The sequence below is a fragment of the Gordonia sp. LMA167 genome (assembly GCF_058130025.1).
In genome coordinates this window covers 4,022,342-4,035,785 of sequence record NZ_CM176708.1, presented here as the reverse complement: position 1 = coordinate 4,035,785, position 13,444 = coordinate 4,022,342, and the positions used below count along the sequence as shown (strand labels likewise).

Annotated in this window: 11 protein-coding genes; 4 read left to right on the top strand and 7 right to left on the bottom strand. The window is 67.0% G+C overall.

All coding sequences use genetic code 11. The features are described 5' to 3' along the window. Positions 1–25 precede the first annotated feature (25 nt). The gene (gene glgP / locus ACVT6V_RS18340) at positions 26–2,683 is read left to right on the top strand and encodes an alpha-glucan family phosphorylase (protein ID WP_489895223.1); all 2,658 of its coding nucleotides are present in this window, start codon (positions 26–28) and stop codon (positions 2,681–2,683) included. A 911-nt stretch (positions 2,684–3,594) separates the two neighbouring features. Here the strand turns inward: glgP and arc are convergent. Both arc and ACVT6V_RS18330 read right to left on the bottom strand, forming a co-directional pair. Next, the gene (arc, locus tag ACVT6V_RS18335; RefSeq protein ID WP_489895221.1) at positions 3,595–5,421 is read right to left on the bottom strand and encodes a proteasome ATPase; all 1,827 of its coding nucleotides are present in this window, start codon (positions 5,419–5,421) and stop codon (positions 3,595–3,597) included. A gap of 196 nt (positions 5,422–5,617) precedes the next feature. Then, complete coding sequence (locus ACVT6V_RS18330) at positions 5,618–6,463, bottom strand: tRNA (adenine-N1)-methyltransferase (protein ID WP_489895219.1); 846 nt, start codon at positions 6,461–6,463, stop codon at positions 5,618–5,620. Between the two features lie 76 nt (positions 6,464–6,539). On the opposite strand from ACVT6V_RS18330, the gene ACVT6V_RS18325 reads away from it, so the two are divergent. Together ACVT6V_RS18325 and ACVT6V_RS18320 are read left to right on the top strand one after the other, a co-directional pair. Beyond that, positions 6,540–7,430: a RecB family exonuclease gene (locus ACVT6V_RS18325; RefSeq protein ID WP_489895217.1), complete on the top strand. Its 891-nt coding sequence runs from the start codon at positions 6,540–6,542 to the stop codon at positions 7,428–7,430. Between the two features lie 59 nt (positions 7,431–7,489). Next, on the top strand, positions 7,490–8,329 hold the full coding sequence (locus tag ACVT6V_RS18320) for a thioesterase family protein (protein ID WP_489895216.1): 840 nt from the start codon (positions 7,490–7,492) through the stop codon (positions 8,327–8,329). A 41-nt stretch (positions 8,330–8,370) separates the two neighbouring features. On the opposite strand, the gene hisG is transcribed toward ACVT6V_RS18320, so the two are convergent. The 4 genes from hisG to ACVT6V_RS18300 form a co-directional block, all read right to left on the bottom strand. Continuing rightward, positions 8,371–9,216, bottom strand: a complete 846-nt coding sequence (gene hisG / locus ACVT6V_RS18315) for an ATP phosphoribosyltransferase (RefSeq protein ID WP_489895215.1) — start codon at positions 9,214–9,216, stop codon at positions 8,371–8,373. 63 nt (positions 9,217–9,279) lie between these two features. Beyond that, positions 9,280–9,543, bottom strand: a complete 264-nt coding sequence (locus ACVT6V_RS18310; protein WP_489895214.1) for a phosphoribosyl-ATP diphosphatase — start codon at positions 9,541–9,543, stop codon at positions 9,280–9,282. Between the two features lie 6 nt (positions 9,544–9,549). Beyond that, entirely contained in the window at positions 9,550–10,269 is a 720-nt protein-coding gene (locus ACVT6V_RS18305) for an HAD family hydrolase (protein ID WP_489895213.1), read from the bottom strand. Further along, the gene (locus tag ACVT6V_RS18300) at positions 10,266–11,060 is read right to left on the bottom strand and encodes a helix-turn-helix domain-containing protein (RefSeq protein ID WP_489895212.1); all 795 of its coding nucleotides are present in this window, start codon (positions 11,058–11,060) and stop codon (positions 10,266–10,268) included. The genes ACVT6V_RS18305 and ACVT6V_RS18300 overlap by 4 nt, the downstream gene beginning before the upstream one ends. 88 nt (positions 11,061–11,148) lie before the next feature. Here ACVT6V_RS18300 and ACVT6V_RS18295 point away from each other — a divergent pair, with 88 nt between their 5' ends. Further along, positions 11,149–11,997 (top strand): serine aminopeptidase domain-containing protein, encoded by an 849-nt coding sequence (locus ACVT6V_RS18295; RefSeq protein WP_489895211.1) that lies wholly within the window; start codon positions 11,149–11,151, stop codon positions 11,995–11,997. On the opposite strand, the gene ACVT6V_RS18290 is transcribed toward ACVT6V_RS18295, so the two are convergent. Beyond that, positions 11,898–13,406, bottom strand: coding sequence for a hypothetical protein (locus ACVT6V_RS18290; RefSeq protein ID WP_489895210.1), 1,509 nt, complete (start codon positions 13,404–13,406; stop codon positions 11,898–11,900). The genes ACVT6V_RS18295 and ACVT6V_RS18290 overlap by 100 nt on opposite strands. Between the last annotated feature and the right edge of the window lie 38 nt (positions 13,407–13,444).

Genomic DNA, 13,444 nt, shown 5'->3' with positions numbered 1-13,444 from the left:
GTCCCGGCTGGGTAGCGTCTACTCGGTGAAAGCCTTCCGCCGGTTCACGGTTCGGGTGCCGCTGCCCGTCGAGCTCGCCGACCTGTCCCGCCTCGCCCACAACCTTCGTTGGGTGTGGCACGCCCCCACCCAGGATCTGTTCGCCACCATCGACCCCGACCTGTGGCACGACACGGGCGATCCCCTGCGACTGCTGGCCGAGGTCGAGCCGCAGCGCTTCACCGATCTCGCCGCCGACCCCGATTTCCTCGAGCGCCTGGCATCGACCGCAGCCGACCTCGACGATTACCTTGGCGGGCCCCGCTGGTTCGGGGAGAGTTCGACCGGCTCGGAAAACCTCGCGGCGCAAGGGATCGCGTACTTCTCGATGGAGTTCGGCATCTCCGAGGTGCTGCCCATCTACTCGGGCGGACTCGGCATCCTGGCAGGCGACCACCTCAAGGCCGCGTCGGACCTGGGCCTGCCGCTGATCGGGGTGGGACTGTTCTATCGGTCCGGCTATTTCCACCAGAGCCTGTCGCACGACGGATGGCAGGTCGAGCGCTACCCGGTCAATGATCCGACGTCGTCACCGCTTGTCCCGCTCACCGATGGCGACGAGCCGGTGATCATCACCGTCTCGATGCCCGGGGGCCGCACGCTCGACGCCCAGGTGTGGATCGCCATGGTCGGGCGGATTCCGCTGCTGCTCCTCGACTCGGACGTCCCGATGAACGACGAGGAGCTGCGTAGCGTCACCGACCGCCTCTACGGCGGCGACCAAGACCATCGGATCAAGCAGGAGATCCTCCTCGGGGTCGGCGGGGTACGCGCGGTCCGCGCCTACATCGGGCTCAGCGGGCGGCCGGAACCGACCGTGTTCCACATGAATGAGGGACATGCCGGGTTCCTCGGCGTCGAGCGTGTCCGCGAGCTCACCAACCCGACACGGCTCGCCGGCGACGAGCCGCCCCCCGTTCTCGACTTCGACACAGCCGAGGCGGTGGTGCGGGCGTCGAACATCTTCACCACCCACACCCCGGTTCCCGCCGGCATCGACCGGTTCCCGCGTGACATGGTGCGGTACTACCTCGATCCCGACGACGACGGGATCTCCCGGCTCCTCCCCGGGCTTCCGGTGGACACCGTTCTCGACCTCGGCGACGAGGCGGATCCCGGCGTGTTCAACATGGCACACATGGGTTTTCGGCTTGGGCAGCGCAGCAACGGGGTGTCCCAGCTGCATGGCGCGGTCAGTCGGGAGATGTTCGCCGACCTGTGGCCGGGATTCGACGCCGACGAGGTGCCGATCGGCGCGGTCACCAACGGCGTGCACGGGCCAACGTGGACCGCGCGTCGATGGTTGGATCTCGCTGCCGGGGACGAGGAAGCCGAAGCGCGCGTCGTGTCGGGGATGCCGTCCGATGAGATCTGGCAGATCCGGTCCGAACTGCGCGCCGGGCTCGTCGACGAGGTCCGTCGGCGCGCCTTCGACAGCGCACGTGACCGCGGATTCACCGACGCCGAACTGGGATGGACCACTGACATCTTCGACCCGGCAGCGCTCACGATCGGTTTCGCACGCCGTGCCGCGACCTACAAGCGACTGACACTGATGCTGCGCGACCCCGATCGGATGCGCCGCATTCTCACCGACCCGGATCGGCCCGTGCAGTTGGTGATCGCCGGTAAGGCGCATCCTGCGGACGATGGCGGCAAGTCGTTGATCCAGCAGGTGGTGCGGTTCACCGAGGATCCCGAGTTGCGCGACCGGATCGTGTTCCTGCCCGACTACGACATCTTCATGGCCCGCGACATCTACGCGGGCTGCGATGTCTGGCTGAACAATCCGGTGCGCCCGATGGAGGCATGTGGCACCTCCGGCATGAAGTCCGCACTCAACGGCGGCCTGAATCTGTCGATCCTGGACGGGTGGTGGGATGAGATGGCCGACGGTGAGAACGGTTGGGCCATTCCGTCGGCCGAGGGTGTCACCGACGAGCATCGCCGCGACGATCTGGAGGCCGAAGCCCTATACGTGTTGCTCGAGGAAACGGTGATCCCGTTGTTCTACAACCGATCGCCCGAGGGGGTGCCGGAACGCTGGGTGGAGATGGTGCGCCACACCGTGAGCGAACTCGGGCCGCGCGTACAGGCGACGCGAATGGTGCGCGACTACACCATCGCCCTCTACGGTCCGGCCGCAGACCAGTTCGCGTCGATCTGCGCCGACGGATGCGCGCCTGCGCGCGATCTCGCGCAGTACCGGCGGGTGCTCGAGCAGACCTGGCCCGCGGTGCAGATCGCCGGGATCGATGAGGCGGGTTCGGGCGACACCCTGGAGGCCGACAGCCCGCAACGGGTGAGCCTCACACTGACCGCGCACGTCGCGCTCGGCGAACTCGGGCCGGATCAGGTGTGTGTGCAGGCGCTGGTGGGGCGGGTCACCGACGATGGTGAGATCGTCGATCCGGTTGTCGCCCAGATGACCCCGACCGGCAACGCCGATCCGTCGGGCCGCACCCTTTTCGTCGCGACCGTAGTGCCGGCACGGTCCGGACGCCACGGCTACACGGCGCGAGTACTCCCTCGCCACGCACAGTTGTCCGACGACGCCGAACTCGGGTTGGTCCGCTATCCGGTCGGCACGGCAGAAGACGCCGGCCCGAGTCGGGTCGAACTCGTCGCCGGTGGAGGCATCTGAGACGAGGCTCGCCCCGAGCCTTTCCGGAGCCGACGAACACCACGACCCGGGGTCACAACTCACCCACGCGGCAAGACCTTCTTCACGAACCGCGGGCAATAGCTCTCCGTGCTCCGAACACCAACCCGGTCCCTGAGGAGCCTCCGAGCCTGCGAGCGCCACCACCCGGTCCCTGAGGAGCATCCGAACCTGCGAGCGCCACCACCCGGTCCCTGAGGAGCATCCGAGCCTGGCGAGCGCACCACCCGGTCCCTGAGGAGCCTCCGAGCCTGCGAGCGCCACCCTCCGGTCCCTGAGGAGCCTCCGAGCCTGGCGAGCGCACCACCCGGTCCCTGAGGAGCCTCCGAGCCTGCGAGCGCCACCCTCCGGTCCCTGAGGAGCCTCCGAGCCTGGCGAGCGCACCACCCGGTCCCTGAGGAGCCTCCGAGCCTGCGAGGATGCGTCACGAAGGGCCGCCCTTCGTGACGGTCCTCCGCTAGCGCTCCGGACCTCCTCAGGGACCGGGGGTCACGTCCACACCAGCCCCCAGCCCTTCTCCACAAACCGGGGGTCACGTCCACACCAGCCCCCAGCCCTTCTGCACAAACCGGGGGTCACGTCCACACCAGCCCCCAGCCCTTCTCCACAAACCGGGGGTCACGTCCACACCAGCCCCCAGCCCTTCTCCACAAACCGGGGGTCACGTCCACACCAGCCCCCGGACCTTCTGCACAAACCGGGGGTCACGTCCACACCAGCCCCCGGACCTTCTGCACAAACCGGGGTCACCTCCACACCAGCCCCCAGCCCGTCTCCACAAACCGGGGTCACGTCCACACCCCGCCGTTGTCACGTCCAGACCACGGGATCAACGTCTGCACCCCCGGCCCTCATCGGGACCGGGGGTGCAGACGTGAGGGGTTGAGACTGCGCTACAGGTACTGACCGGTGTTCGTCTCGGTGTCGATCGCGCGGCTCGCACCTGCGCTCTTGCCGGTGACCAACGTCCGGATGTAGACGATCCGCTCGCCCTTCTTGCCGGAGATCCGCGCCCAGTCGTCGGGGTTGGTGGTGTTCGGCAGGTCCTCGTTCTCGGCGAACTCGTCGAGGATGGAGTCGAACAGGTGCTGCACCCGCAGACCCGGCTGCCCCGTCTCGAGTTGCGACTTGATCGCGTACTTCTTCGAGCGGTCGACGACATTCTGGATCATCGCGCCCGAATTGAAGTCCTTGAAGTACATGATCTCCTTGTCGCCGTTGGCGTAGGTGACCTCCAAGAACCGGTTGTCGTCGCTTTCGGCGTACATCCGCTCCACGACCCGCTCGATCATCGCGTTCACGCACGCCGTGCGGTCGCCGCCGAACTCGTTGAGATCGTCGGCGTGCACCGGCAGGCCCTCCACCAGGTACTTGGAGAAGATGTCCATGGCCGATTCGGCGTCCGGGCGTTCGATCTTGATCTTCACGTCCAGACGGCCCGGGCGCAGGATCGCCGGATCGATCATGTCCTCACGGTTGGAGGCACCGATGACGATCACGTTCTCCAGGCCCTCGACACCGTCGATCTCGCTGAGCAGCTGCGGCACGACGGTGGTCTCGACGTCCGACGACACACCCGATCCACGGGTCCGGAAGATCGAGTCCATCTCGTCGAAGAACACGATCACCGGTGTGCCCTCGGAGGCCTTCTCCCTCGCACGCTGGAAGATCAGGCGGATGTGGCGCTCGGTCTCACCCACGAACTTGTTGAGCAGCTCGGGACCCTTGATGTTCAGGAAGTACGACTTTGCCTCCTTGGCATCGTCGCCACGCACCTGAGCGATCTTCTTCGCGAGCGAGTTCGCCACCGCCTTGGCGATCAGCGTCTTGCCGCAGCCGGGAGGACCGTAGAGCAGCACACCCTTGGGCGGGCGCAGCGCGTAGTCACGGAACAGGTCCTTGTGCAGGAACGGCAACTCGACGGCGTCGCGGATCTGCTCGATCTGACGGCCCAGGCCACCGATGTCCTCGTACCCGACGTCGGGCACCTCTTCGAGGACCAGGTCCTCGACCTCGGCCTTCGGCACGCGCTCGAACGCGAAGCCGGCCTTGGTGTCGATGAGCAGTGAGTCGCCGGGACGTAGCTTGCGCCGTTTGCCGTCGTCGCTGTCGATCTCCCCCATCAGGGGCTCGGCCAGCCAGACGACACGCTCTTCGTCGGCGTGACCGACGACGAGGGCCCGACGGCCGTCGCCGAGGATCTCGCGCAGCGTGCTGATCTCCCCGACGGCGTCGTACTCGCAGGCCTCGACGATCGTGAGCGCCTCGTTGAGGCGCAGCGTCTGGCCCCGGCGGAGCGCATCGATGTCGATGTTCGGCGAGCAGGTCAGCCGCATCTTGCGCCCGGACGTGAACACATCCACCGTGGTGTCCGGGTGGATGTCGAGGAGCACGCCGTATCCGCTGGGTGGCTGCCCGAGCCGGTCGACCTCCTCACGCAGGGCGACCAGTTGCTGCCGGGCCTCCTTGAGGGTGTCGAGCAGCTTGGCGTTCCGCGCGGTCAGATTGTCGACCCGCTCCTGGAGCTCAGTGGCATCGCCGGGCCGCGCGAAGTTTCCGCGCAACGTGTCGCCGCGAGAAGACTCGGGCCGAGCGAGGGGGGACGCGTAGGCCGGGACGAAGCTCTCTTCGGGCATCTGGCCGGTGTCGTCGGGCTCGGGCACACCCGAGGACCCGAGGCGGTCGGCGCCGCTGGCACCTTGGCGGTCAGATTCGGTCATTGCTGACTCCTCTCCCCGGCAAACACTGCTCACGTGGAGTGTTTGCGCCGTAACCCCACGCTACCGGTGCGGACGGGAAATCGCCCTGTACCGCGCAGCAATGGGTGTTGACGACTTGTTAAATCTATGTCTTCGCAACGTATTCGCGACGTTTCATTCGGTAAAGGGAATTAGTGCCGAGCAGACCCGATCGTCGTCATCCCCGGGTCGGTCGACGTTGCGGACGGAGGGTCGCGACGCCGTCTGCCAGACGGCGTGTCGTGATCAAAAAGGCAGTATGACCCTGCATCTTGTGTTCCGGACGCACCGCCAGGCCGACCGCGCTCCATTCCCGTACCAGCGATTCCCACGCACGGGGTTCGGTCCAGCATTCCTGGTCACGAAGTGCTTCCATGATCCGCGACAATTGCGTGACCGTTGCCACATAAATGATCAGGACTCCGCCCGGTTTTATCGCACCTCGGACCACATCGAGTGGCTCCCAGGGCGCGAGCATGTCCAGGATGACGCGATCGAAAAGGGTCTCGGTGGCCAGTCCGGCAACGTCCAGGTGGGCGAGATCGTCGACCACCAGCTCCCAGTTGTGCGGCCGGCCGCCGAAGAACGTCTCGACGTTGCGGACCGCGTGCTCGGCATGGTCGTCGCGCACCTCGTAGGACGTGACGCTGCCCTCGGTACCGACGGCACGCAACAGCGAACAGGTCAGTGCCCCGGACCCGGCTCCCGCCTCGAGCACACGCGCACCCGGGAAGATGTCCCCCTCGGTGACGATCTGCGCTGCGTCCTTCGGATAGATGACTTGGGCGCCGCGCGGCATCGACAGCACATAGTCGACGAGCAACGGACGAAGGGCGAGGTACTGCGTGCCGCTCGTCGCGGCGACGATGCTGCCCTCGGGAGCACCGATGAGGTCGTCGTGTTCGATCGCGCCGCGATGGGTGTGGAACTGCTTGCCCGCCTCGAGATGGACAGTGAACTTCCGTCCCTTGGCGTCGGTCAGTTGTACGCGGTCACCCACGTCGAATGGGCCGGTGGTGGGCATCGGTCTCTGGAGATCCTTCCGGCCGTTCAGGGTGTCATCCCCGAACCTGTCAGTGTCGCGACCTACCCTGCCAAATGTGATTACCACGATTGACGCTGGGGCTGCCCCCGAGAATGTCGGGTCCGGCGTGCCGGCCGATGTCGAGCCCCCGGCCCGCGGTCTGGTCGGGCGACCGCTGGCGCTGTCACCGTCTCGGGCCGCCGATTTCAAACAGTGTCCACTGCTCTACCGGTACCGCGCCATCGACCGGTTCCCGGAGACTCCGACGCAGGCGCAGACGCGGGGAACCGTGGTGCACGCGGCCCTCGAGAATCTCTTCGATATGCCGGCCGAGCTTCGGACACAGGAAAGTGCAGACCTTCTCGTCGAGGGCGCCTGGGCGGCGATGTGTGAGGGAGATCCGCAGCTCGCCGACGTCGTCGGGGAAGGACAGACCGAGCGGTTCCTCGCCGAGGCCCAGAAACTCATCGCGACCTACTACACGATGGAGAACCCGACCGCGTTCGAGGCCGACGCGTGCGAGGAGCACGTCGAGATCGATGTGGACGACGTCCTGATGCGCGGGTTCATCGATCGCATCGACGTCGCGCCGACCGGTGAGATCCGGGTCGTCGACTACAAGACCGGCCGCTCCCCCGGCGAGGCCTACGAGGCAAAGGCCCTGTTCCAGATGAAGTTCTATGCCCTCGCGATCCTCCGCATCCGCGGCGTCGTGCCGGCACGCCTGCAGTTGATGTACCTATCCGACGGCCAGCAACTGACCTACACCCCGGACCGCGAGGAGCTCGAGCGCTTCGCCCGGACCCTCAAGGCGATCTGGGCGGCGATCCGCTCGGCAGTGGCATCCGGCGATTTCCGCCCCCGCCGATCACGGCTGTGCGGTATGTGCGAGCACCAGGCGCGGTGCCCGGAGTTCGGTGGCGAGATCCCGCCGTATCCGGGCCCGCCGCCAGGGTTTGTCGCCTGAACCCACCGTTCGGGCCCCCTGCTCCGGCCGACTATGACGATGGGCATACGGTGGCTCCCGTGGAGAGCTGCTACTACGTTCCGATCGACGGGCCGCGATCGGAGCCCGATGCGGGTTACGAGTACTTTCAGCCCAGCGACGCGACGCAGAGCGTGTGGGCGTCGACCATGCAGCACGGTGGGCCACCGTCTGGACTGATGATGCGATCGTTGCTGCGGTGCGACCCGAACCCCGACCAACGGTTCACCCGGGTGACGACCGAGATCCTCGGACCGATCGGGTTGGGTGTGAACCGTATCCGGGCCGAGGTCATCAGGCCGGGCCGGCAGATCAGTCTGGTCGGGACCGACCTGGAGGTCCAGCAACCCGACGGTTCGTTCCGACTGGCCGCCCGCTCGGTCGGCTGGCGGTTGCGCACCGCCGACACGGCGGCGATCGTCGAGACCCCGGCACCGTTGTCCCCCGTGCCCGCCGACCTCACCCCCGTGCGGGGGGTCACCGAGAGTGCCGACCTCGGTGTCGACTGGGGCACGGTCGGGTTCATCGGCTCTGTCGAGTCGGCCACGATCGACGGTCGTACCGGCGATACTCCCGCCATCTGGATTCGTCCCGCGATCCCGCTGGTCGGCGGTGAAGAGATCTCCGATCTGGAGTCGATCTTCACCGTCATCGACATCGCGAACGGAGTCGGCACACGCTTACGGGTCGACGAGTGGACCTGGATGAACACCGACACCACCGTGCATCTGACCCGGGTGCCGAGCGGACCGTGGGTGGGTATCGACGCCGACATGGTGCAAGGGCCCCACGGCTTCGGTGCGACGTTCGCCGACCTCTACGACGCCGACGGCTTCATCGGCCGATCCGCCCAGACGGTGCTGCTGAACCCGACTCCGTAGCGACACCCGCAGGTACCGCCCTCTCCTCCAGCGAATCGGCTTCAGAACCGACATGAGCGGATGTCGGTGGCCAGGATGGCCTTTGCACCCAGTTCGGACAGCTCGTCCATGAGGCTCTGGTGCACCTTGCGCGGAACCATCGCACGCACGGCGACCCAGTTGGGGTCCGCCATCGGCGCCACCGTCGGCGACTCCAGGCCCGGCGTCAGTTTGGACGCCTCCTCGAGCAGCGTCAGCGGGCAGTCGTAGTCGATCATCACGTACTGCTGGCCGAACACGACGCCCTGCACGCGCGCGACGAACTGTCGCGCCGCCTTGCCCTGGTCCACTCCGGCCTGGGAGATCAGCACGCCCTCGGAGTCACACAGCGACTCACCGAACGCGGCGAGTCCGTGTTGACGCAGCGTGCGACCGGAGCCCACGACGTCGGCAATTGCGTCGGCGACGCCGAGCTGGATGGAGATCTCGACGGCGCCGTCGAGACGGATGATCTCGGCCTCGAGTCCCCGGCGGCCGAGATCGGCGCGTACGAGGTTGGGATACGACGTGGCGATCCGCTTGCCGGCGAGGTCGTCGACCGTCCAGGTGCTGTCCGAGGGCGCCGCGTAGCGGAACGTCGACGATCCGAAGCCCATCGAGAGCTGCTCGTCGACAGAGGCGCCCGAGTCCCGTGCGAGGTCCCGGCCGGTGATACCGAGGTCCAGGGTTCCGGCGCCGACATAGATGGCGATGTCCTTGGGCCGGAGAAAGAAGAACTCGACGTCGTTGGCGTTGTCGAGCACGGTGAGGTCTTTGGAGTCCGATCGTTTCCGATAGCCCGCCTCGGCGAGAATGGTGGCCGCGGACTCGGAGAGCGCACCCTTGTTGGGCACGGCAACTCGCAGCATGGCTGTTCCTTCGGGAGTACGTGGTGAGTCTGGATGAGAAGTACAGATGTCCGGGCCGGCCGGTCACAGATGTCGGTAGACGTCCTCGAGGGAGAGACCACGTTTGATCATCATCACCTGGACCCAGTAGAGCAGCTGCGAGATCTCCTCACCGAGGGATTCGTCCGACTCGTGTTCGGCCGCGAGCCAGACCTCGCCCGCCTCCTCGATGACCTTCTTGCCGAGGGTGTGAACCCCGGAGTCGAGGGCGGCGACCGTGCCACTCCCGGCGGGACGGCTCTGTGCCTTCTCGCTCAGTTCGGCGAACAGATCCTCGAATGTCTTCACGATCCCCTATCTTGGCACGTCACGATCGTCGGAACGGTGGCCGGGGTGCTGGCCGGTCCAGGCATCGACCAGATCGTCGACGGTGAGGTCGACCAACGATTTCCGGAAGCTGCGCAGCGCACCCGGCGGTACGACGGCGGCCGACGGCACGACCAGCGTCGGACATCCCGCCGCGGTGGCGGCGACGGTGCCGGTCGGTGAGTCCTCCACGGCGAGACACTCCGACGGCGCGCGGCCCAGCAGTGCGGCAGCACGCAGGTAGAGATCGGGCGCCGGCTTTCCCGTGGGCACCTCGTCGCCACAGACCGTCGCGGTGAACCGGCTTCGGCCCAACGTGTCGAGCGCGACCTCGGTGAGCTCACGCACCGTGTTCGTGACCAGCACCATGGGCAGTTCCGCGTCGGCGACCAGCTCGAGCGCCGCGAGCGCCCCGGGGCGCCATGGCAGGCCCTTCGAGAACAGCACCGCCACGTGATCGAGCATCCACCGGGCGTCGCCGTCGGGATCGCGCTCGGCAGAGGTGAGTTGTGCGGCGTCATGAACCTTCGCGATCGCGTCCGGCAGCGAGTTGCCGAGGGTGGACTCACGTAGGCGTGGCGACATCACGATGCCGTGGCGCACGGCGAGGTCGACCATCGCGATGTCCCACAGGGGTTCGGAGTCGAGCAGCGTGCCGTCCATATCCCAGAGGACTGCGGCCGGGGCCTGCGGTGCGGGTCTACTCACCCCTGCATCATCGCAACCGCGCGTTCGGTGGTCTCATCCGCCGGGTAGAACAGTTCGATTGTCATCTCTTCGAGGGTGATGTCGCGCGGGGTGCCGAAGGTCGTCAGCGTGGTGAAGAATGACAGCACCTGATCACCGAACCGCAACTCGAACGGAACGAGCAGGGTCGGTTCAGCCGGATGGTTGGCCGACGTCGTGCGCCGGTCGAGATCGGCCACCGTGTCATAGTCGCGCACCTCGTGTTCCAGCGCGGTCAGTCGTGGATCTCCGGTCAACCGGACGAGACGCCGCAGTGTGTCGACGAGATACCCCGCCCACGCATCGAGATTGACCGTCACACGAGCGAATCCCTCGGGATGCAACGACGCGCGGAACAGATTGAACGGTGGACCCTGCAGGTGGTCGGGCAGGAGCCCGGCGAGCTGGGCTGCGGAGTCGTTGGCCAACACGACATTCCAGGTTCGGTCCAGCGCCAGACCGGGATACGGATTGTGCGCGTCCAGGATTCGCTGAACTGACCCGCGGATACGGCTCATCGCGGCCGCGTCGAGCGATTGCTCGGTGTAGCGGGGCGCGTGGCCGGCGGCGAGCAGCAGCGCATTTCGTTCGCGCAGCGGGATGTCGAGGCGGGTGGAGAGTGCCTCGAGGAGTGCCGGGCTCGGTGTCGATTTGCCCGTCTCGACGAAACTCAGATGCCGTGGCGAGACTCCCACATCGTAGGCGAGGTCGAGTTGGCTGATCGACCGATGCCACCGCCACTGCCGCAACATCGTGCCCACTCCGACCGCCATGTCGGTCATCGTATGGCAGCGGGCCGCCCTGATTCGATTACCTGTCAGGTAGTGGATCCGCCTCGCGATCAGCGTGACTCTGGTGTCCATGAATCCTATCGATGCGCCCCTCGTGCTCATCTCTCCGGCGATGGCGGTACCGGGACGCTACTACCGCCCGCTCGTCGAGGCATTCGCCCATGAAGGTTGGGCGGCCACCACGGTCGACCGGCGCGGCATCGGCGACCACGCGAAGAGTCCTTCGCGTGCGAACGACTGGTCATACGCCGACGAGGCCGACGACCTCGGCGCGGCCGTCGCGCGGGCGCGTGCCGATGATCCGTCACGTCCTGTTCTCGTTCTCGGCCACAGTCTGGGGGCTCAGTTGTGTGCGGTGCTCGGCACCCGTGGCGACGACATGTGCCCGGACGCTGTGGTCACGGTCGCGGCGTCGGTGCCGTGGTTCCGCCACTATCCGCGCGGCGGGATCGTCGAGTTCGGCACCGCGACCGCCGTCCCGATCGTCACCGCGGCTATCGGTCATTGGCCGACCCCGGGTTTCGGCGCCCCCGCACCGCGGACCTTGATGCGTGAATGGGCGCGCATGGTCCGCACCGGGCGGGCGCCGTTCGACGGCGATGACCTCATCGGTATCCCGATCCTCGCCGTGCGGCTCGCGGAGGACCGGCTGGTGACCTCGCCCGCGGCCGAGTTGTTCGAGCGCCGATTCGATCCCGAGGTCCGCACCACCTGGACCTACACCGCCGATGAGTGTCCTCCCGGCGGGTCGGTCGGACACGTGCAGTGGGTACGGACGCCGGGACCGATCGTCGACCGGACCATCAGGTGGTGGTCGGATCAGGGCCGCGCGCGCAGTGCGAGCTTCCGCGAACGACGCAGCGTGTCGACGACGGCGTATCCGACGCCGAGTACGGCGAGCCCCATCATCGAGGCGTAGATCGACAAGGCGGTGTCGCCGCGGCCAGAGCTGTACCCGTCTCCGCCGGCGCTCGATCCACCGCCGGCGACCGGGCCGCCGGCTGCGCGACCGTGCGCTGGGCCGCCCGCGTCACCTGTCACCGGGCCGCCCGAGCCTGGGCCGGCCGGAGCGCTCCGACCGGTAGCGCCTGCGCCCGGTGGGCCGCCGTGACCACCGCTGCCCATGGCACCGCCGTGGGCACCACCGCCCATCATCTGCCCCTGGTCGCCGGTCAGTGACGAGTGGTAGACACCGATCGCCGCCGCCTGGATGAGGACGGGGATCAGGACGAAGCGCAGCGGGAGGTAGAACGCCATCACCACACTCAGTACCTCGGCCGTGAAGAAGTAGCGGTCATGCATCGCCGGTAGGAGGAACGGCACGATGACCGCCGACGCGGTGGCGACCACCAATATCGAGGTCGGGGTCACCACCGGCTTCTTCCAGATCGACCAGGCGAGAAAGCCCACGATCACCGCTGCCGCTGCGGCGATCCCGAGATGGGCGAGCCAGGTGGCGTCACCGGCGATCGGGATGAGTTGGTAGAGGTTGGCCGCGCCGAGTGTCAGCTGCTTGTAGCTGTCGGTCTGGTCGAGATAGACCGACAACGCCGTCTGCCACGGCGCACCCGCGATGATCGCCGGTACATCCAGCAGCAGGTAGACGGCCGGGATCGCGAGCACTGTGTACCAGGGCAGGCGACGACGGATCAGCAGCCATGCCAGGACCGGCAGCACGAAGATCGCCTGGAGCTTGAAGGAGAGGGCGAGCCCGAACAGGACGCACGCCCACAAGGAGCTCCAGCGCACCGAGTTCGGGCGCACCGAGTTCGGGCGCACCGAGTCGCGTTGCGCGCGCATCAGGAAGTAGACACCGCCGAGCGCACAGGCCGAGTAGATCGCGTCGGCTTGGCCCCAATAAGAGCTGTTCGCGATGACCGACGGGAGAAGAACCATCACCGTGAAGGCCAGTGCACGCAACCAGAACCGGTCGGTACGCAGCCCGACGATGCGGTAGGCGAAGAATCCGAGGACGAAGTCGAAGATGATCGAGATCGCCTTGATGCCCACGAGTGCCGGGACGTTGAGCACGGTGAGCAGCCAGATCAGGTACAGATACGGGTAGTTGTAGTCCGCGAACTTCTCCCGGAACGCACCGAAGCCCTGGCTGTCGAGGGTGTCGTACCAGCGGCTGAGGAAGGCGCGGTAGTCGAGGGTCTCGATGTCTAGGAAGCAACAGCGGATTCCGATGGCGACAGCGATGATCGCTGCGAGAACGAGCCATCGCAGCCATCGGGGCGGGGATGACGCCGCCGGGCCCGTCGTTGTGACGGGACCGGGGTTTGGAGCGGGACGAGTACGGGTCTGGACAGGATCGGCCACGGTCATGCACCCACTGTGCGAGTCGAAGCTGTGGGCGCGGTGTC

Excerpts from the sequence above, each read along its gene's own strand:
- hisG (WP_489895215.1), bottom strand. The coding sequence starts at position 9,216 with ATGCTGCGAGTTGCCGTGCCCAACAAGGGTGCGCTCTCCGAGTCCGCG.
- ACVT6V_RS18300 (WP_489895212.1), bottom strand. The coding sequence starts at position 11,060 with ATGGCGGTCGGAGTGGGCACGATGTTGCGGCAGTGGCGGTGGCATCGG.
- ACVT6V_RS18295 (WP_489895211.1), top strand. The coding sequence starts at position 11,149 with ATGAATCCTATCGATGCGCCCCTCGTGCTCATCTCTCCGGCGATGGCG.
- arc (WP_489895221.1), bottom strand. The coding sequence starts at position 5,421 with ATGACCGAATCTGACCGCCAAGGTGCCAGCGGCGCCGACCGCCTCGGG.
- ACVT6V_RS18330 (WP_489895219.1), bottom strand. The coding sequence starts at position 6,463 with ATGCCCACCACCGGCCCATTCGACGTGGGTGACCGCGTACAACTGACC.
- ACVT6V_RS18290 (WP_489895210.1), bottom strand. The coding sequence starts at position 13,406 with ATGACCGTGGCCGATCCTGTCCAGACCCGTACTCGTCCCGCTCCAAAC.